This window comes from Streptomyces sp. NRRL B-24484 (assembly GCF_000717715.1).
In the GTDB taxonomy this organism is placed as follows: Bacteria; Actinomycetota; Actinomycetes; order Streptomycetales; family Streptomycetaceae; genus Kitasatospora.
In genome coordinates this window covers 51,880-71,224 of record NZ_JOAI01000041.1, presented here as the reverse complement: position 1 = coordinate 71,224, position 19,345 = coordinate 51,880, and the positions used below count along the sequence as shown (strand labels likewise).

Annotated in this window: 15 protein-coding genes; all 15 read left to right on the top strand. The window is 72.4% G+C overall.

Annotation, left to right across the window (positions count from 1 at the left end):
* Window positions 1-341: 341 nt before the first annotated feature.
* The 15 genes from IE98_RS0130465 to IE98_RS0130395 all read left to right on the top strand — a co-directional run bounded on the left by IE98_RS0130465 (window position 342) and on the right by IE98_RS0130395 (window position 19,334).
* Window positions 342-1,328 (top strand): conjugal transfer protein, encoded by a 987-nt coding sequence (locus tag IE98_RS0130465; RefSeq protein ID WP_159401124.1) that lies wholly within the window; start codon window positions 342-344, stop codon window positions 1,326-1,328.
* Window positions 1,328-1,648 (top strand): hypothetical protein, encoded by a 321-nt coding sequence (locus tag IE98_RS0130460; RefSeq protein ID WP_030274507.1) that lies wholly within the window; start codon window positions 1,328-1,330, stop codon window positions 1,646-1,648. Before IE98_RS0130465 ends, IE98_RS0130460 begins: the two co-directional genes overlap by 1 nt.
* Window positions 1,649-1,740: 92 nt before the next feature.
* Window positions 1,741-2,295 carry a hypothetical protein gene (locus tag IE98_RS45240; RefSeq protein ID WP_234443737.1) on the top strand — a complete coding sequence of 185 codons (555 nt, stop codon included), beginning with the start codon at window positions 1,741-1,743 and terminating at the stop codon, window positions 2,293-2,295.
* The gene (locus tag IE98_RS52070) at window positions 2,292-4,913 is read left to right on the top strand and encodes an ATP-binding protein (protein ID WP_043175482.1); all 2,622 of its coding nucleotides are present in this window, start codon (window positions 2,292-2,294) and stop codon (window positions 4,911-4,913) included. The genes IE98_RS45240 and IE98_RS52070 overlap by 4 nt, the downstream gene beginning before the upstream one ends.
* 86 nt (window positions 4,914-4,999) lie before the next feature.
* On the top strand, window positions 5,000-7,699 hold the full coding sequence (locus tag IE98_RS0130445; protein ID WP_159401123.1) for a hypothetical protein: 2,700 nt from the start codon (window positions 5,000-5,002) through the stop codon (window positions 7,697-7,699).
* Window positions 7,696-8,826, top strand: coding sequence for a C40 family peptidase (locus tag IE98_RS0130440; RefSeq protein WP_052391169.1), 1,131 nt, complete (start codon window positions 7,696-7,698; stop codon window positions 8,824-8,826). Before IE98_RS0130445 ends, IE98_RS0130440 begins: the two co-directional genes overlap by 4 nt.
* An 11-nt stretch (window positions 8,827-8,837) precedes the next feature.
* On the top strand, window positions 8,838-9,491 hold the full coding sequence (locus IE98_RS45235; RefSeq protein WP_052391168.1) for a hypothetical protein: 654 nt from the start codon (window positions 8,838-8,840) through the stop codon (window positions 9,489-9,491).
* On the top strand, window positions 9,488-12,337 hold the full coding sequence (locus tag IE98_RS43320) for a hypothetical protein (RefSeq protein WP_052391167.1): 2,850 nt from the start codon (window positions 9,488-9,490) through the stop codon (window positions 12,335-12,337). The genes IE98_RS45235 and IE98_RS43320 overlap by 4 nt, the downstream gene beginning before the upstream one ends.
* 687 nt (window positions 12,338-13,024) lie before the next feature.
* Window positions 13,025-13,393, top strand: coding sequence for a hypothetical protein (locus tag IE98_RS0130425; protein WP_159401122.1), 369 nt, complete (start codon window positions 13,025-13,027; stop codon window positions 13,391-13,393).
* 221 nt (window positions 13,394-13,614) lie between these two features.
* Window positions 13,615-14,340 carry an ATP/GTP-binding protein gene (locus IE98_RS0130420; RefSeq protein WP_159401121.1) on the top strand — a complete coding sequence of 242 codons (726 nt, stop codon included), beginning with the start codon at window positions 13,615-13,617 and terminating at the stop codon, window positions 14,338-14,340.
* Window positions 14,341-14,404: 64 nt separating this feature from the next.
* A complete protein-coding gene (locus tag IE98_RS0130415; RefSeq protein ID WP_030274492.1) occupies window positions 14,405-15,094 on the top strand; it encodes an SAF domain-containing protein in 690 nt (229 codons plus the stop codon).
* The gene (locus IE98_RS0130410; protein ID WP_030274489.1) at window positions 15,094-15,912 is read left to right on the top strand and encodes a hypothetical protein; all 819 of its coding nucleotides are present in this window, start codon (window positions 15,094-15,096) and stop codon (window positions 15,910-15,912) included. The genes IE98_RS0130415 and IE98_RS0130410 overlap by 1 nt, the downstream gene beginning before the upstream one ends.
* 223 nt (window positions 15,913-16,135) lie before the next feature.
* Complete coding sequence (locus IE98_RS0130405) at window positions 16,136-17,509, top strand: CpaF family protein (protein WP_052391165.1); 1,374 nt, start codon at window positions 16,136-16,138, stop codon at window positions 17,507-17,509.
* On the top strand, window positions 17,506-18,438 hold the full coding sequence (locus IE98_RS0130400; protein WP_078661419.1) for a type II secretion system F family protein: 933 nt from the start codon (window positions 17,506-17,508) through the stop codon (window positions 18,436-18,438). Before IE98_RS0130405 ends, IE98_RS0130400 begins: the two co-directional genes overlap by 4 nt.
* Window positions 18,435-19,334, top strand: coding sequence for a type II secretion system F family protein (locus IE98_RS0130395; protein ID WP_052391164.1), 900 nt, complete (start codon window positions 18,435-18,437; stop codon window positions 19,332-19,334). Before IE98_RS0130400 ends, IE98_RS0130395 begins: the two co-directional genes overlap by 4 nt.
* Window positions 19,335-19,345: the final 11 nt, after the last annotated feature.

Below are 19,345 nucleotides of genomic sequence, written 5' to 3'. Positions count from 1 at the left end.
AGGTTGCCGCTCTGGCGCCTGTCCGGTCGCCACTGGAGCCGTCAAGGTCGGCCGGACAGGCCGTCAAGGTGGGCTTTCGGGTGCGGAGGTGAACCTTGATGCCGCAGGTCAGAGCGGTTAGGCCACCTTGATGGCCGATGTTATGGATCAGTTACTTCCCGCGGCTTGATCATCAAGGTTCCGGTCAAGGTCGTGGGGGTTCTCTCGGTCGTCAGCAGATCCGCTGAGACCAGGAGGACCCGATGAGTCCCTTTCTCTCCCGGCGCCCGAAGGCTCCGGACCCGGACGGTGCGAGGCCAGCGGCCTCGGCCTCCGGCCTTCGCCAGGCCCAGCGCAGGTACGTGCTGGTCCGCTGGGCTGTGTGGGCCGCGGTGGCCAGCGGCCCGCTCGCGCTGGCCGCGGCGATCGCCGTTCCGGGCGCCGCAGCCGAGGGCCCGGCGCCGGTGGTGGCGTCCACCCCGAACGTGATTGCGCCGCCGACCGGCTACGCGGAGGTCTTCGTCGACCTGTGGCTGCGCAGCAACGCGTCCTCTCCTCTGGCTGCGCAGCTGCGCGCGATGGCGCCGGGCGTGGAGTTGCCGGAGCCGGACGCGGATGCGCATGCGCGGGCTGCGGTGGGGCGGGTGGTGGCGGTGCGCAGTACGCCGCTGGGCGGACGCGCATGGCTGGTGACGGTGGCCGCGCAGATGGTGGTCCCGGCCGCGCATGCGCAGGGCGCTGCGCAGGCCGATGCGCCGGATGGTGCGCGTGCGCAGGCTTCGCCGCGGCGGGATGCGCAGAGCCCGGAGGACGGGGTGCCGGTTGTGCGGTACTTCGCGGTGCCGGTGGAGATGGTCCGCGCGAACGGGTCCGGCGGGGTGCCGGATGCGCTGGTGGTGTCGGCGCCGCCGGCCCAGGTTGCCGGCCCCGGAGCGCTGTCCGCCGGGCCGGGTGCCGACGCCTACGGGGTGGAGGTGTCGCCCGGGGCGCTGCGCCAGGCGGTGACGGAGTACCTGCAGGCGTACCTGACGGGCGTCGGTGAGAGCGCGAGGTACCTGGCGCCCGGGGTGAAGGTGCCGGCTCCGGGTGCGGTCTACCGGTCGGTCGAACTGACCGGCCTGGCGTCGAAGGCGGAGGTGCCGGGACAGCCGGCCGACGGTGCGGTTGTCGAGGTCCTGGCGCGAGTGAAGGCCAAGGACGTGAGCGGGTCGTGGCCGCTGGCGTATCCGCTGCGGCTGCGGGCCCGGGCTGGCCGCTGGGAAGTGGCTGCACTCGCCCCGACCCCTTCCTCGTCTTCCCCTCTCTCGTCCCCTTCCTCTGTTCCTTCGACCTCGGCGGGAGTGCGCTGATGCGTGACGTCATGCTGGCGGGTGCCTTCAAGAACTTCGGCGACTACTGGGCGACGGCGCTCGTCGACTGGACGGCGAAGCTGCTGATCGCCGCGCTGACCGGGATTCTCATCCTGCAGGCGATCCGGCGGATGAGCATCAAGGCGGCCATCGGCGGCGCGATCGGCCTGGTGTTGTGCCTGGCCATCTTCTCCGGCCGCTACAGCATCGAGCAGATGTTCAACTCCGAGTTCAAGAACCCGGGGCAGCAGTCGAACACCACGCCGACCGACTTCCAGGGAGCGCCGCGGATGCCGGCGGTCTTCCAGGGCCGGCTGTGAGTAGTGCCGCCCGGCCCAGGGTCGGCCGCTCCTACACCCGGGCCCGGCGCCACCCGTGGGTGCTGGGCCGGCTCGGGGACTGGCGGATCCCGATGGGCCCCTACACGCCGGCGCAGCTGGCGGTCGCCGCGGTCGGGGGGTTCTTCCTGATCAAGACGGCGCAGTGGTGGCTGCCGGTAGCGGGCCCGGTGCCGGTTGCGGCGTGGGGGCTGTCGATCTGGGCGGTGCGGCACTCGAGGATCGCAGGCCGCTCTCCGCTGCCGCTGCTGCTGGACGCGCTGTCGGCCACCGCTGCACCGCGCAGCGGGCGTATCGGAGGGCGGCGGGCGGGCGCCATGCGGCCGGTGCTGCTCTCGGGCGGATTCCGCATCGAGGAGTGGGACGCGCAGGACACACCCGTCCAGCAGAAGGCGCCGGTTCCCGCACCGGCAGCGGCCCGGACAGCGGAGGCAGAACCGGCAGCGGTCCGGGTGCCGAGGGCACAGGCCGCACCGGCTTCTCGCAGGAAGCAGGAACGGTCTCGCCCGGCGCCGAGAACCGCGGCGGACAAGCGTCCGCAGGCGGGGCCGGAGCTGACGCCCCTGCAGAAGATGCTCGCCGCGGCAGGCGCGGCACAGACGAGCGAAACAAGGAGGGATCACCAGTGAGGGTGGCGATCAGGGCTGTCAGCGGCCACCTGGTGTGGTCGGCGACCGGCACGGTCTGGGGGTTTTGGCGGTTGGGTCAGGAGGGCAGCCGGTTCTCCTCGGAGCTGGTGCGGCGCACCCTGCTGGAGCGCATCACCTCGCTGGTCCGCTCGCTGGACGGCTCGCCTCGGCTGTACTCGGTGTGCGCGCAGGTGGACGCTGGCGAGATCGGCCTGCGGATGCGCGAAGGCCTGGATGCGGCGCGCCACGACGCGGCTGCGGAAACCGTGTTCGCGTCCCTGGACATGCTGAAGGGCGCGGAGATGCACCGGCGGGCCGTGTGGCTGGCGGTGCCCCTCAAGGCGGCGGGCCGCGGCGGCCAGTGGTCCAGGACCCGCGGCGCCCTGTGGGCGCAGCTGGGCGAGCAGCTGGGGCTGCCTGCTTCGCCGGTGCCGGTGCACGAGGTGCAGGCGTTCCGGGCGGCGGCGCGGCAGGTGGAGAACGGCTTCGGCGGTGGGCTGGACATCCGGCCGGCGCGGGCTGCGGAGATTGTGTGGCTGCACCAGCACGCCGTGCACCGCGGCATGGCGGAGCCGCTGCTGTCTCTGGCGGAGGCCGGCGGGCAGATGGATGGGCGGGTGGTGGGTGCCGTGTTGCGCAGCCCGTCGTATGCCCAGCTGGGGCAGGTACGGCTGCTGGAGGGCGGTGTCGAGACGTCGGCCGACGAGGCCGAGGCCGAGGGCGGCCCGGGCCGAGGCTGGCGGCGCGGGGGCGTGGGCGGTCCGGGCTTTCGGCGGCTGTGGCTGCAGGTGGAGACCGAGGACGGCTTCGGCTATCAGGCGCACCTGGCGCTGGAGGAGATCCCGGAGGCGGTGTCGCAGGAGGCGGCGGACATCCTGGCGCAGCTGGAGCAGCTGCCGTACCCGGTGGACGCGGTGCTGGACCTGACGATCGTGGACTCGGCGAAGGCCAAGCGGGCGATCGCCAAGAAGCGCGCGGAGCTGGTCGACCAGGCCGACCAGTGGGCGGCTCACCCGTCCGGGGCGCCGGACACGATCGGCACGTCGGTGGACGTGCTGGGTGAGCAGGACGCCCGGCTGGGCCGGACCGCGGTGGAGTGCGAGGTGCAGTCCCGCACCGTGCTGACCGTGTGGGGCCCGGATGCGCAGACGTGCGACGCGCGGGCGCGGGATCTGAAGGCCCGCCTGTCGGGGGCGAGCTACCGGGCGATCCGCCCGTACGGCGGGCAGGAGCGGCTGTTCTCGCTGGGGCTGCCCGCGTCGGGGCCGGCGCTGCGGGCGCGGGAGGTCACCCAGTTCCAGCTGTCGGAGGACTTCGCGCTCAACGGGCTGCTGACGGGCAGTGACATCGGCGATGCCGCGGGTCCGATGCTGGGGCTGAGCCTGGACGTGGGCACGGCGCGGCCGGTGCTGCTCGACCTCGCGGGTGCGCCGCTGCGCAACACGGCGGCGTCTCTGGCGGTGATCGGTGACCTGGGCAGCGGCAAGTCGGTGGCGCTGAAGCTGCTGACGTCGCAGCTGGTGGACCGCGGGCACCGGGCCGTGGTGATCGACCGGACCCCGCTGAAGGAGTGGGCGTCGTTCGCCCGGGCCGCCGCCGCGGGCCGTTGCCAGGTGGTGGACGCCGCGCATGCCCAGCGCAGCATCGACCCACTGCGGGTGCTGCCGAGGGCCGCCGGGGAGGCCGCCGCACTGTCGTACCTGACGCTGCAGCTGAACCTCGGGCCGGTGACCGAGCAGGGCGCGGTGATCAGCCGCGCGGTGAAGGCCGCGGCCGCCTCTGCGGAGCCGAGCATGGCGCGGGTGCTGCAGGAGGTGGCGTCGATCGCCGCCGAGGGCGGTGTGCACGGCGAGGAGGCGGCCGGTGTCCTCAACCTGCTGCGGGTCATTGCGGAGAACCCGCTCGCGGCGATGGTCTTCGACCCGTCGCTGCCGGCTCTCGACCTGACCAACCTGACGGCCGACATGGTCGTTTTCACGACCGCCGGTCTGACGCTGCCGCTGAAGGCCGCGCTGACCAACCCGGACCTGATGCGGATGCAGCCGGTCGAGGCGCTGATCGGCCGCGCGGTGCTGTACCTGGTCGCGGCGCTGTCGCGGCACATCGCCTTCGCGGACGCCCGCCGGTTCGCCGCGATCGTCATGGACGAGTGCTACTGGCTGACGTCCAGCGGTGAGGGCCACGCGCTGGTCGAGGAGATCGCCCACGACGGCCGCAAGCACTGGGCCGGGATGATGCTCGGCGGCCACGACGCGAACGATCTGGGTAACGAGACGGTGCGCGGCCTGATCACCTACCGGCTGCTGGCGCGCACCAGTGACCAGGCCATGGCCCGCCGGGGCCTGGAACTGGTGGGGCTGCCCGCCGAGGACGAGGCTCTGGTGCAGACCGTCACCTCCGGCCTGTCGCCCGCCGGTGTCAAGGACCGGGCAGGCGAGATGCTGCTGCGCGACTCCCACGGCCGTATCGGCCGGATCAAGGTCGTCGTGCCCGAGGTGGAGCGCCTGACCGACGGCATCTTCACCACTCCTGGCGGCACGCCGCAGCAGCGGTCGCCGCGGCCGGGCCTCACGGGGGTCGGCCGGGCGGCGTCGCTGCAGAAGGCGGGGCGGCGGTGAACCGCGTCTTTCGTGCGGCGGCCGCGGTCGCTGGCTGGTGCCGGGCGTACTGGCCGGGCCGGCGGACCGCCCTGATGACCGCAGGCATGACTGTGCTGTTCCTGTTCGCCGGCTCGTCCGCGGCGCAGGCCGCCGACGGCACCGAGGGCGGTGGCCTGCTGGGCCCGCTGAATGTGCTGTCGTCCGAGGGTGTGCCGCTGTCGCGCTATGACCTGAAGTCCGAGCCCGGTGGGCTGACCGACGTCCAGCCGAAGATCTGCAACCTGCTGATCGGCGCCGGTTTCTCCCTGGTCCGCAACCTGGTCGGCCTGATGTGCATGGTCGTGAAGTGGATCTTCGAGTTTCCGATCACGGCGAAGCTCGCCGAGGCCGCGGGCGACATCTCCGACAAGTACTTCACTCTGGCCGCCAACGACATGAGTCTGCACGCGCTGTTCCTGGCGCTGGCGTTCGCGTTCGGCTGCCTGCTGATCATGCGCGGCAAGGTCGCGCGGGGCCTGGGCGAACTCGTCCTGACCGTGGTGATGGCCTCGCTGCTGTTCCTGCCGGCGATGCGCCCCGAGGTGGTGCTCGGCCCCGACGGGCCGCTGCAGCAGGCACACGCCGCGAGCGTCGAGGCCGCGCAGATCACCCAGTCCATGGGCGGCGCCACCCCGGGCTGCCCCGATGCGCACGACATCTCCTGCCCGATCCGCCTGACGCTGACCCGCACCCTCGTCGTCGAGCCGTACATGCTGCTGCAGTACGGCGAGATCCCCAAGCCCGACAGCCCGGTCATCACCGTGCACCAGCGGTGGATCCACGGCGACATCAAGCCGGTCAAGTGCGAGCACAACTTCTGGAACGACCTGCTCGGCACCTGCGACCTGATGAAGGACCAGACCGAGTTCGACAACCTACGCAAAGAGCTCGATGAGAAGGGCGAAGAGGGCAAGGCGGCCGCACTCTACGCGGGCGCCGCGACGTGGGACCGCGTCGGCGGCGTGCTCCTGATACTGATCGCCGCCCTGCTGGTCGCCGTGGTGCTGCTGTCCATGGCCCTGGTCCACATCGGCACCCAGGTCGCCGACGTCCTGGCCGGCGCCCTCACCTCGCTGGCGTTCCTGTCCGCCATGCTGCCCGGCAACAGCCGCCAGGCCGCGTGGAAGTGGCTGGGCGTCTACCTCACCAGCGTTGTCACCGCGTTCGCAGTCTCCGTCCTGATTCCCTTCTTTGGGTTGGCCGTGGATGCGATCCTCTCCCATTCCGGCTCCACAGTCATGGTCCAGCGCCTGCTGCTGGTCGACGGCGCCAGCCTGACCCTGCTGGTCTTCCACAAGCGGGTCTTCGCCGCGGCCGGCCAGGTCGGCGAGCGCCTGGCAGGCCGTCTGCGCTACGCCCGCGTCGGCGGCTCCTTCGGATCGGGCAACGACGTCTCGCGCCTGGGCCTGGCCATGTCGAGCGCCATGGCCTCCTCCTCGATCGGCGCCGCCGGAGGCCAGGCCTCGCTCGGCGGCGGGTACGGGACGCACCGCTCCAAGCTCGCCCAGAGCATTGCCGCCCTCGGGGCGCCCGGACTCGGGCCGATGAACGCCGGCGCCATGGCGGTCGGCGCGCTCAGCGAGGCACGCCACGGCCTTGCCGCTCTGGCCCTGCCCTACCGGGCGGCCAAGCACCTGATCGTGGGCAACCCGCTGCCGGCGCACAAGCTGGCCAAGCGCCTCAAGCCCGTACCCGGCCAGGTGATCCCCGGCCACGCCCTTCCCGGCCATGCAGGCGTCGGCCACCGCGCCATGGTCTTCATGAACGGCCAGCACCCCGGGGCGGGCAGGGTGCTGGTCCACAACGGGACCGCGGTCCCGCACGACCCGAGCAAGGTCACCCCGTGGGGCCACCACCTGCACAACGCGCTGCTGCAGACCCGGGCAGGGCGTCTGGCGATCCGCACCGGCCAGGCGGGGCGGCTTGCCTTCGACCTCTCCCCCCTCGGCCTGCCCGCCACCATGCACCGCCTGTACGCGGCCAACGACCGCATGTGGGAAGGCATCGACAGGCAGTGGGACCACTACTCCAACAAGACCTCCGACTGGTGGGGCGACTGGAAGGCCGGCGCCGCCGACATGGGCAGCGACATCACCGGCACCCTCCGCGTCGCCCGCAGCGGCTACGGCCTGCTGCAAGACAGCCACGACAAGGCCTACGAGAAGTTCCGCTCCAGCTACAACACGGCCCACCTGGTCGTGGCCCCCAACCTGCAGAACCTGGCCGACACCGACCGCATGTTCCCCGCCCGCCCCACCACATCCGTCTCGGCCCCGGTCTGGGACCACGCGAAGGAGCGCACCCGGCCCGACTACCCGTTCTTCGAGCTGGAGCCCGACACGGGCATGGACTTCGGCAACAGCAGCGTGCCCATCTCGCACGGCGGCGCACGGGACGCCGCCGACTTCGCCGGCGCCCTCGGCCCGGGCGTCATCCACACCGAGCAGCGCACCGCCCGGCCGGCCCCGCCAGCCCTGGACGGCATGCTGCCGGTGCCCGGCGAGCCGGGCAGCGTCTTCGACCCGGCCACCGGCGAAATCTTCGGCCACCCCACCGGCCCGGTCCGCACTGCTGACCCTGGCCCGACTTCCGACCCCGGCGAGGCTGCCGCGCGGGAGATGCAGCGCCGCATCGCCGAGTCCGCCCGCCGCGCATCCCAGCCCGACTGGGACGCGGCCACCGGCAGCCTGCAGGCCGCACGGTTCCGCAACGCCATCGGCCGCAGCACCGCGCAGCCGCCCGAGGACCAGGAGGACAGCGAATGAGCGCGCCCGCCCGGCGCCCGTGGTGGCGCCGCCTGGGCTGCGGCGGCCTGGCCATGGGCGTCCTGGTGATCGGCATCCCCGTCCTGGTGCTCACCGTCCTGCCCTCGCAGAACCCGGACGCGACCGTCCCTGTCGGATCGGTCGCCGGAATCCCGGCGAGGCTGCTGTCCGCGTACGTGCGGGCAGCGTCGGCGGCCCCGCAACTGGCTCCCGGCTGCAAGGGCATGACGTGGCAGCTGCTCGCCGGCATCGGGCAGGTGGAGTCCGGCCAGGCCCAGGGCCGGCAGATCGCCGACGACGGCATGATCACGCCGCCGATCATCGGCCCCGTCCTCGACGGCTCCGGCGCCGGCGGCAACACCACGCCGATCCGTGACACCGACGGCGGCCGGTGGGACGGCAACGCCTCCTACGACGCCGCGGTCGGCCCGATGCAGTTCCTCCCCTCCACCTTCGCCGGTTACGCGCAGCGGGTACGACCCGAAGAGCCGGGCGCAGCCAGCCCGAACGACGCCGACGACGAGACCCTCGCCGCCGCCCTCTACCTGTGCGGGGAGGGCCGCGACCTGACGGACAACGGCCAACTGCGCCGCGCCGTCTACTCCTACAACGCCTCCACTGCGTACGTGGACGAGGTTCTGGGCTGGATGCAGCGCTTCACCGAAATCGGCGCGACGGGCCCGATCGGCACCGCCTCCGAGAAGGCGCAGAAGGTCATCAACGCCGCGGCCTCCCAGATCGGCGTGCCGTACTCGTGGGGCGGTGGCAGCGAGAGCGGCCCCTCCACCGGGATCTGCTGCTCGCAGGGCGGCCAGGACGGCCGCACGGTCGTCGGCTTCGACTGCTCCGGCCTGATGCTCTACGCGTTCGCGCAGGTCGGCATCCACCTGCCGCGCGTTGCCGAGGCCCAGGCCGGCGTCGGCCAGCGCATTCCCGCCTCCGCCGGCGTCCAGGCCCTGCAGCCCGGCGACATGGTCTTCTTCGGCAACGCCTCCCAGGGCATCTACCACGTCGGCCTGTACATCGGCGGCGGCCAGATGATCAACGCCCCGAAGCCGGGCGACACCGTGAAACGCGCGGCGGTGTGGACCCATGACTACGCGGGCGGCGCCCGCGTCCTCCAGTGAAGGAAGCCGACATGCCCAAGCACCATGTGCTGCTGCCCGCCGCCGGCGCGGCCCTGCTCCTCGCCGCCGGCCTGGCCCTGCTCGCCCCCGGCACCCCCAACCGGACCGCCGCCCACCCCGGCAACGACAGCACGCCCAGCGCGGCCACCTCTCTCATCCCGGCCGGCACTGCAAGCACGGCACCCGGCACAGAGGCGGCAGCGCCACCACCGGACAGCGCCCCGCCGCCGACGTCGGCGGGACCCGCCTCGGCCGTCCCGCAGGAGGCGATGCCGTCCGGGATCGCGGCCGCGGGCGACGGGCCCGCAGGCGACCGCGCGCTGCAGACCGCCTACACCCGGGACCATCCCAGCGACCTGCCGCCCGACCTCGCCCGGCAGCTGGCCGACCTCGCCGGCCAGGTATGGCTCGCCGAGACCACCGGCACCGGCCGCGATCGCTGGCCCGACTACTTCCCCGCCGCCCAGGGCGCGGGTCGCGTGTACCTCTACACCGACGTTCGTATCCAGGCCGTCGCCGTGCACACCGAAGGGGGCGACCCCGCCCGGGCGCGGGCCGACCTGCTGTGGGTCGGCACCTCCCCCATCGGCGACTACGGCGACCACCGCCCCGCCACCGTCCACCTCGCCCGCACCCCGAACGGCACCTGGGAGCCCCAGCGATGAGCACCCCTCAGCCCGGCCAGGCCGCTGCCGCCTGGCAGGCCGTGACCGGCACGGCATCCGCACTCGGCAACGCCGCAGCCTGGACCGGCAGCCACCTCGTATGGATCCTCACGCCCGCTGCACTCGCCGCGGCTGCGGCCTTGTGGGTGCGGCACCTGCTCGTCCGCAAGGTGCTCGCCGAACGGCAGCGTGTGGTCCTCACCCCCACACGCGCCTTCGATCCGGCCGAGGAAGACATCTGGCGGCAGACCACGACGCTGCTGCGCGCCGTCGACAAGGGGCCGTGGTGGACCCCACGGCCGGCCCGGGCCGTACGGCTGCGCCTGCGTGCGGACGGCGAGGTGCCGCTTGAGTACTCCCTGGAGGCACACACCTCGGCCACGGAGCTGCTCACGCTCAGCCCGTACGCCGACGTCACGGTCACCCGCGCCGATCCCGCGCCGGACCCCGTCGCGGAGCAGGACGCCAAGGACCGCGCCGAAGGCCGGAAGCGGCGGTGGCTGCCCGCCAAGGCCACACCCAAGAGCGCAAAGGAGGAGGAGGAGAAGCGCCTGCATACGGTGCGCGCCGAGTTCGTCGTGAGCGGCCGGCCGGCGGCTGAGTTCCGGACCGTGCCGCTGGACCCGGACCCGCTGCAGCCCATCCTGGACGCCGTCGCGGACGTGCGGGTCGCCGCCCGGGATCTCGCCGAGATCGTCGTCGACATCCAGCGCGTCCCACGGTGGCAGCTGAAGCTGACCAACTGGCGTCTGCTCCACGAGGCCCGCGAACGCAACCGGTCGCAGGCCCGTAAGGCTGCCAGGCACGCGGCCGCCGACGCCGCGGCCGCCGAGGACTCCATCGCCTACCAGCTGGCTGGCCTCGTCGGCGGCGGCCAGCAGCCGCACACGAAGATGCTGCCCACTCCCCCGCAGCCGCGGCCGGTGGACGTGCCCAAGGCCCTCGGCCGGCTGCTGCACCGCCGGTCCCTGGTCCGTGTCCAGGTCATGGTGCGCTGCTCCTCGACCGTCGAGGGTCGTGCCCGGGCCCGGCTGGCCCAGCTGACGGCGGCGTTCGATGTCTTCAACGGCGGCAGCCGGCTCGTCGCCGACGGTGGCCGGTTCGGCCCCGTCACGTGGGGTGCGGACAGCTGGTACCGGCGCGGAGACTTCGACCGGCGCTGGCGCAGCGGCCGTATCGGGCCGCGGCGCCAGAACTGGGTGGGGGTCGGTGAGCTGCAGGGTCTGTTGAAGCCGCCGACGGTGCACGCCAGGGTTCCGGTGCCGGCCTCCGATCTTCCGACCTACCGGCTGGGCGAGGCGCTGGTGCCGCAGGGCTGGCTGGTGGAGCGGGACGGCAGCCGACGGCTGGCGGCCGTGCGGGAGGAGGAGTTCCTGTTCTCGGTGAAGATCGGCCGCGCGAACTACGGCAAGACCGAGTCGGCCATGGTCCAGTCGTTGGCGCTCGCGCTGGCCGGCTCGGGCGTGATGTACATCGACCCGCACGGCGACACCTGGCGCGCCGTGGCCCCGTACCTCGCGCACGAGGACCTGTGCGACCGGGTGTGGCGGATCGACTTCGCGGCCGCCGACCGGGCGGTGCAATCGCGCCGCCGGGACGAGGGACGGCTGCCGTCGTGGAACCCGCTGGGCATGGACCGCTTCCAGGCGCCGCACCTGGTGCGCGCCGGTGTCGTCAACGCCCTGGCCAGCGCGTTGAACTGGTCGGACAGCACCGCGCCACGGGCGATGACGCTGCTGACCGAGGCGGTGAAGCTGCTGGTGGAGTACAACGAGGTCGCGGTGCGCCGCGGCCGGCCCGAGGCGCAGGCGACGATCTTCCAGATCCGCACGGTCCTCAACAGCCAGGCCTGGCGGGAGAAGCTGCTGATGCACGTCTGCGACAGCACCAGGCGCTGGTGGACCACCACGTTCCCCACCATCCCGCGTGAGGCCTACCCGGTGGTGACCAACCCGTTGGACCGGCTCGCCGCGAACCCGGTCGTGGCGGCGTTCCTGGGACAGCCCATCGGGCACTTCGACCTGCGCACCGCCATGGACGAGCGCAGGATCGTGTGGCTGACGCTCGCCGGCACCGGCCCCAGCGACCGGCTGCTGCTGACCCTGCTGGTGCAGGACCTCTACCGCTCCGGCATCTCCCGGCGCGACCTTGAGCCGGAGCAGCGGCGCCCCTTCCACGTCTTCGCCGACGAGATGATCAGCCTGGACGCGGCTGCGGGCGATGCATGGGCGTCCATCACCGAGGAGCTGCGCAAGTTCGGGGTGCGCCTGCACGTGGCACTGCAGCTGCTTCAGCGTATCCAGGGCACCACCCGGGACTCCCTGCTGCAGAACTCCTCGGTGGTCAGCAGCACCGCCGGTGCGCGGGACTCGGTGCGGCTGGTCGCCGAGGAGTGGCACAGCGTGGTGAGCGTGGAGGCGATCGCGAACCTCCCGCGGTTCCGCTACTACGCGCAGGTCACCTCGGGCGGGCAGAAGGTCGGCCCGCTGCTGTTTCACGGTGCCCAGGTCGCGGAGGTCTTCGCGCCGTGCCGCCGGGAGAACCGCACGGAGCACCTGCGTCGCACCGCCGACCGCGCGCTGGCGGCGAAGCCGGTGGACGGGCAGCGGCCCGCCGATGCCCAGGACCGGGCGGTGTGGGATTTCCTGGATGTCCTGACCCGCCAAGGAAAGGAGCCGGAGAAGTCACGGACGCGGCTGGAGAAGAAGCCGTCGCCCGCTCCGGACAGCCCAGCGCGCGATCGGGGCCGGACCAAGCCTTCAGCAAAGGCGTCTGACGAGCAGTCGGCACCGTCGGAGGATTGGCCCGAGCCGCCGCCGGAGGAGGACGACGCGGTCTTCGAGTGACGCTGTCCGAGGTGGTGCAGGCCTCCTGGCCTGCACCAAGGCCTGCGGGCGACTGGTGCATATGCCCGATGGCTTGGTGCCATCTGGTGAGGCGGGAGAAACGTTCTGTAACTGAATGGCGACCTTTATGCACTATTCGCGACTTTTGATGCGAAATTAAGCCACTGCGAGTAATCACTACTGCACTATGCGGTAGGAATCCGGCCACATTTCTCGTAGTGTGGCGGACGTGACGCACGATCACTTGCGTGAATTGGTCGTATCTGCACAAGGTCCGACCGATGCTTTCGCGCCGTCTTGTCAGCGCTTGCGGTGACGATAGGCACCACCTTCCGGTTAGGGAGGGCAGGTGCTGAGCCGCTCGGCCCACGGGTTGTCGGCACCTCAGCGCCGGCTTGCCCGCCGGGAACCGGCGACCGGGATCTTGGGTCTCCTGCAGCAGCACCGTTCGGTCACAGATGACGTGTAGGGGGATTGACTGTGGCTCAGGCCATCACACGTACAGCTACTGTCCGCGCCGCGGCAGGCCTGGTGGCCTGCCTGTGCGCTGCAGGTCTGACGGCATGCCAGTCCAGCGGGAAGACCGCTGAGGCGCCGCCGCCGGCCGCCTCCACCTCAGCCGCCCCCTCGCCCACGGCCAACCCCACCGCGGATGCCACCGCTCGGGTGCTCGCCGCCTACCGGAGCATGTGGGCAGCCCAGGTGAAGGTCTACACCTCGGGCACGCTGACCGGATCGGACCTGGAGAAGTACGCCGCCCACAAGGCGCTGGCGAACATCAAGGTGACGGCGGTCTACTACCAGGACCACAACCAGGTGTTGAAGGGCGAACCCACCCTTGCGCCGCAGGTCACCGCGATCGACCTGGCAGACGCGCCGAAGGCCACGATCAAGGACTGCGTGGACACCACGAACTTCGTCCCCGTCGACAAGACCAGCGGCAAGCCCATCGAGACCGGAAGCGACCACCGGCACGTCCTCAACGGCACCGCCATGCTGTTCTCGGACGGCTGGAAGATGACCGAGGCCGCGATCGACCGGGCCCAGACATGCTGACCGCGCGGCGCCTCGCGGGCGCAGTGGCCTCGGCTCTGCTCGTCACTGCCGGCCTCGCCGTCGGTCAGGCCTCAGCAGGCGATGGGGGCGCTGGCTGCCCACCGCTCGCTGGCGACTGCGATGTCCATGCCGGCGGCGGCACCACGACCGACGGCGGCGGCAACGGCGGCAACGGTAAGGATCCGGGCGGCAGCGGCAGCGGCAACGGGGGCGGCGGCGCGGTGTGCCGGATCGACGACCACGAGGTGCCCTGCCACCGCGACGACCTGGGCTGGTTCAACCCGTCCGACCGCTGCTACTGGAAGGCCTTCGCCCCGCAGCCGCCTGCCAGCGATCCCGGCTGGTCCATCGCGATCGGCGGCGGCGCCGGCGCCTCCCCGGACAAGGGCGCGCTGTACGACGTGGCGTGCCTGGCCAAGGGTGCGGAGTTGCAGGGCGGCACCTACTACCGGACCACTCCGCCGCCCGGCTACGGCGGCATGGTCGACCCCGCGGTCATCGCGCAGAACATGGTCAGTCGGATGGGCCTGACCGGCGCGGATATCGGCACCGCGCCCAAGCAGGGCGGGACCTCGCTGGTCGGCCTGCCCGTGTGGCTGTGGAACAACACCTCGGCCACGACCTGGGGCCCCAACAGCGCGAGCGCGTCCGCCGGCGGCGTCACCGTGACGGCAACCGCGCGCGTGGACCGGATCATCTGGTCGACCGGCGACGGCACCTCCGTCACGTGCAAGAGCCCCGGCAAGCCCTACCAGCCTTCCTACGGCACCAGCGCCCCCGACTGCGGCCACACCTACACCCGGCCCGGGCACTTCCAGATCACCGCCACGAGCAAGTGGGTCGTCGACTGGACGGCGACCACCGGGCAGGGCGGCCAGATCCTCGTCGACCGCACCTCGAACGCGGACGTGTCGATCGCCGAGGCCCAGGCCCTCAACAACCGCTGACGCTCCCTCACCGCACCGGGGCGCTCCGGCGTCCCCTTGTACCTCCTGCTGAAGGAAAGCCCTGATGGCACGCAGCATTTCCCAGCCGCGCCCGGCACCGGCCGCCGAGGGCGGCCGCCAGCAGCCCGCACCGCTGCCGGTCACCGACAGCGGTCCGCGCCGCTCGCGCCGCCCGATGGTCGTCGCGGTGGGCGTGGCCCTGGCCGCGCTCGGCGGCCTGAGCGCCGCCTACTTCGTCAACCAGGCCGGCGACCGGGTCAGCGTGATCGCGGTCGCGCACGACATTCCCGCAGGCAAGGTCATCACCTCCGACGACCTGATCGCCGCGTCCGTGGTCGCCGACCCCGCGCTGAAGCCGGTCCCGGTCACCCGCAGCCACGACATCCTCGGGAAGGCGGCCGCCGCGGACCTGCCCGCCGGCGCGCTGGTCACCGACCGGTCAGTGCGCAGCGGCAAGCCGGTCGCCGCGGGCAAGGACATCGTCGGTGTGCTGGCCAAGCAGGGCCAGCTTCCGGCCGGTGCACTGCAGGCCGGGGATGTGGTGACGGTGGTGCAGACGCCCGGGCAGGGCCAGGACGATGCCAAGTCGACCGGGCAGCCCTCAACGATCGGTGCGGTGGTGGTGCAGGTCTCCGCGCCGGACGCCAACGGCGTGCGGGTGGTGGACCTGGCCGTCTCCCCCGTCGAGGCGCCGACCGTGGCGTCGTGGGCGGCGACCGGGCGGGTCGCGGTCGTCCTGAAGGGGCGGTCCTGATGGCGATGGTGGCGCTGGCGAGCGCCAAGAGCAGCGGGGTGACGTGCTCGGCACTGGCCCTGGCGCTGGCCGCACCGAAGCGCACCCTGCTCGCCGAGTGCGACCCGGCCGGGGGCAGCATCCGTGCCGGCTACCTGCAGGGCTACGGCACGACGGCGCAGATCGGCCTGCACCGGCTGGCGACCGCGGATCGCGCCGGCACGCTGCCAGAGGTCTTCGAGCAGCACCTGGTGGCCTTCGATGCGGCGGGTGAGCGGTTGCTGCTGCCCGGGCTGACCGACCCGGCGCAGGCGGCCTCGCTGGCCGGCACGTGGGATGCGCTGCACCGGCTGCTGCGGGTGATGGAGGAGGACGGCTACGACATCGTCGTGGACGCCGGGCGGGTGTGTGTGGAGTCCTCGACCCGTCTGAGCGAGAGCGCCTCGCCGGCCGTGCTGCTGCGCCGGGCCGATGTGGTGCTGCTGGTGGTGCGCGGCACCGCGGCGTCGCTGACCGCGACCGCCCCGGTGGTGAAGGCGGTACGGGAGGACTTGGAACGGCACGGCACCGGCTCTGGGTCGCTGGGGCTGCTGCTCATCGAGGAGGGCCCACATCCTGCCGCAGAGATCGCCGCTCACCTGCGGGTGCCGGTGGTCGCCACGCTCGCGCACGACCCGGGAACGGCCGAGGTGCTGACGAACGGCGGGAAGGTCCGCGGCCGGTTCGCCATGGCGCCGCTGATGCGGGCTGCGCGCACCGCCCACGAGCCGATCACGCTGGCCGCGACGCGCCGCCGGATCCAGCTGGCCCCGCGCCGTGTGGAGGGAACCCATGTCTGACACGCTCCCGGCCTCCCCCGCAGATCAGGCGCCGGGCTCTGCCCGGGCTTCGCGTTTCCGTGACGCGCTGCTGCAGGGCCAGCGGGGCACCGGCTGGTCAATCCCCACCGCCCCGGTCCCGGTGCCGGCCGCGCCCGTGGCCGATCCTGTCGAGGCGCCGACGGCGCGACGGATCGTGCCGGGGCCGGTGAGGCCGACCGCAGCAGGGACGGACGCCGCCGGTGTGCTGCCTGTGCCGTTCGACGAGGTCATCCAGCTTCGGCAGCGGGTCGCCGAGCGCCTCGCGCAGGCCAGCGCCGACACCCCGGGCATGACGGGCGAGGACCGTCGGCAGCTCGGGCAGAGCCTGGTCAACCGCCTGGTCTCCGAGTGGGCGACCGCGTACGCCGCGACTGCACGGCCGCTGACGCAGACGGATGAGCAGGCCGTGAAGCGGGCCGTCTTCGACGAGCTTTTCCAGGCCGGCCGGCTCCAGCCCTACCTGGACGACAGTGAGACCGAGAACATCATCGTCAGCGGCTTCGACAACGTGCGTGTGGACTACCGCGACCGCCCCTCTAGGCAGGTCGGACGGGTTGCCGAGTCGGACGCGGGCCTGATCGAGCTGATCAACCAGCTGGTCCGCACCCAGGGCCAGGGCGAGCGCTCGCTCACCCCGGCCACCCCGACCCTCAACACCCGGCTGGCCGATGGCTCGCGTCTCGCGGCGACCGCGTGGGTCACCCCCAAGCCTGAGATCGTCATCCGCCGCCACCGCACCCGCGCCCAGGGCCTGAAGGCCCTTCAGGAGTGGGGCACCATCGACTCCACCCTCGCCGCCTTCCTGCAGAGCGCGGTGCTCGCGCGCAAGAACATCGTCGTCGCCGGCTCGCAGGGTGTCGGCAAGACGTCCCTGATGCGTGCGATGGCCAGGGAGATTCCCCGCTCCGAGCGGGTGGGCACCCTGGAGGGCGAGTACGAGCTGTGGCTCCACGAGGACCCCGAGGGCCCGACCGTGGTCGCCTTCGAGGCCCGCGAGGGCAACGGCGAACGCGGCCCGGACGGCCGCGCGGCTGGCGAGATCACCCTCACCGATTTGTTCCGCCAGGCCCTGCGCATGTCGCTGCGCCGCGTGATCGTTGGCGAGGTCCGCGGCAAGGAAGTCCTGCCGATGCTGCACGCCATGAACGAGGGCGAGGGCGGCTCGATGTGCACGCTGCACGCCCGCTCCGCGGAGATGGCGATCGAGCGGCTCGTCATGCTCGCCATGCAGGACGAGGACACGCAGATGACCGACTCCCTCGCCTACCGGCTGATCGCCAACGCCATCGACTTCATCGTCTACGTGCGCCTGGTCGACGAGACCGCGATCGGCGGTGTCCGGCACCGTTTCGTCTCCCAGGTCATGGAGATCACCGGCGTCGGCGAGGGCGGCCGGCCCTCGAGGCAGATGATCTTCGGGCCGCGTGAGGACGAGCGTCACCGCGAGGTGCGCGCCGTGCCGCTCATGGCCCCGCAGTGCCTGGAAGACCTGGAGCGCGCCGGCTTCGACCGCAACCTGCTGCGCCAGCCCTGGGGCTCCTGGGAGCACCCGCTGCAGGCGGTGAGCCGGCTGTGACCCTCACTCCCGAAGCGCTGATGGCGGCCCTGGGCGGCACCGCCGCCGTCGGCGGCCTCGTCCTCGCCGTGGTCGGCCTGGTCGGCACGCGCGGTCCCGCCCGGGCCCGGCCGCAGGGGCCGATCGAGCGACGCCTGCGCGCGGCCGCCAGCCAGAGCGACGGCACCGGCCCGCTGAGCGTGTGGGCCAACCAGCGTGCCCTCCTCCCGGCCGCCGCCGTGACCGGCCTGCTGGTGTGGCTGTTCAGCTCCTGGCCCATCGGCGGCCTGCTGTCCGCGGCGGCGGTCCTCGGCCTGCCGTGGATATGGCAGCCCGGCCGCGGCAGCAAGGCGCAGATCCAGCGCTTGGAGGCCTTGGAGGAGTGGGTGCGGCGCCTGTCCGACATCCACACCGCCGGCGTCTCGCTGGAGCAGGCCGTCACCAGCAGCCTGCGCACCGCGCCCAAGCCGCTCACCGGCCAGCTGACCCGCCTCGCCTCCCGGCTCGCCTCAGGCTGGCGGCCCCAGCTCGCCTACCGGTCCTTCGCCGACGAGCTCAACGACGCCTCCGCCGACTCGGTGGCCGCACTGCTGATCATGCATGCGCAGGACCGCGGTGCCGGCCTCAGCTCCGCACTCAAGGAGCTCGCCGCGCAGCTCGCCGAGGAGGTCCTGATGCGGCGCAAGGTCGAGGCCGACCGGGAGAAGCCGCGCACCAACATGCGCTGGGTGAGCATGTTCTGCCTGATCGTCTTCGCGCTCACGGTGCTGTCCGGCAGCTTCGTCGAGCCCTACAACACCCTCACCGGGCAGGTCCTCGCCGTTGCCCTCGCCGTCGCCTTCGTCGGCGTCATCGTGTGGATGCGCCGCATGTCGCTGGCCAAGCCCGCACCCCGCTTCCTCGCCCCTGCCAACACACAGCCCGACAGCCAGGAAGGAGCAGCCCGGTGATCGTGTCCGCTCCCGCGATCGTCTCCGGCGCCGCCTGCGGCATCGGAGCGGTCATCGCCGCCACCGGCCTGATGCGACCGCGCGCCGACCTCGGCGACCTGCTGCGCCGCATGGACGCCGGCCGGCTGGAGAACCTGGAGCCGCGCGCGGTGCGCGCACCCAACTCCGTCCTGGAACGGATCGGCGGCCGGCTGCTGGCCCAGGTCGGCGAGGGCCCCTTCCGCCTTCCGCAGCAGGAGCTCGACCTGCTCGGCCGCACCCCGGCGCAGCACATGGGCCGCAAGCTCGGCTACGCGCTGATCGGCCTGCTGCTTCCCTGCTTCACCGTCGCCTCGGTCGCCCTGGCCGGCTCCAGCATGCCCTTCGCGCTCCCGGCGCTGGCCGGGGTGGCGCTCGCGGTCCTGTTCTCGTTCCTGCCCGACATCCAGGTTCGTGAGGAGGCGGCCGCGGCCCGCCGCGAGTTCCGCTTCGCCATCGCGTCCTACCTGGAACTCGTGTGCCTGGAGCGGGCCGCCGACGCCGGCCCGAGCGAAGCCCTGCGCAAGGCCGCCGACATCGGCGAGGGCTGGGTGTTCTCCCGGCTGCGCGACGCCCTCACCCGGGCCGAACTCGCCGGCATCCCGCCGTGGGAAGGCCTCAAGCAGCTCTCCGAGGAACTTGGTGTCCCCGAACTCGGCGCACCGGCCGACATCATGGCCCTCGCCGGCGAGGAAGGCGCAGCCGTGTACTCCACGCTGCAGGCCCAGGCCCGCAGCCTGCGCGGCGTGCTGCTGACGGATGCTCAGGCCGAGGCGAACGCTGCCTCAGAGAAGATGATCGTCCCGGTGACGGCCCTGGTGATCATCATGTCCATCTGGATCGGCTACCCCGCCATCGCGCGGATCATGGCCGCCTGACCAGGGAGGAA

Bases quoted from the DNA above. Each gene is read 5' to 3' on its own strand.
- IE98_RS0130415 (WP_030274492.1), top strand. From the start codon at position 14,405: ATGGCACGCAGCATTTCCCAGCCGCGCCCGGCACCGGCCGCCGAGGGC.
- IE98_RS0130460 (WP_030274507.1), top strand. From the start codon at position 1,328: ATGCGTGACGTCATGCTGGCGGGTGCCTTCAAGAACTTCGGCGACTAC.
- IE98_RS0130440 (WP_052391169.1), top strand. From the start codon at position 7,696: ATGAGCGCGCCCGCCCGGCGCCCGTGGTGGCGCCGCCTGGGCTGCGGC.
- IE98_RS0130410 (WP_030274489.1), top strand. From the start codon at position 15,094: ATGGCGATGGTGGCGCTGGCGAGCGCCAAGAGCAGCGGGGTGACGTGC.
- IE98_RS43320 (WP_052391167.1), top strand. From the start codon at position 9,488: ATGAGCACCCCTCAGCCCGGCCAGGCCGCTGCCGCCTGGCAGGCCGTG.
- IE98_RS0130445 (WP_159401123.1), top strand. From the start codon at position 5,000: ATGACTGTGCTGTTCCTGTTCGCCGGCTCGTCCGCGGCGCAGGCCGCC.
- IE98_RS0130425 (WP_159401122.1), top strand. From the start codon at position 13,025: ATGTGGGCAGCCCAGGTGAAGGTCTACACCTCGGGCACGCTGACCGGA.
- IE98_RS45240 (WP_234443737.1), top strand. From the start codon at position 1,741: ATGGGCCCCTACACGCCGGCGCAGCTGGCGGTCGCCGCGGTCGGGGGG.
- IE98_RS45235 (WP_052391168.1), top strand. From the start codon at position 8,838: ATGCCCAAGCACCATGTGCTGCTGCCCGCCGCCGGCGCGGCCCTGCTC.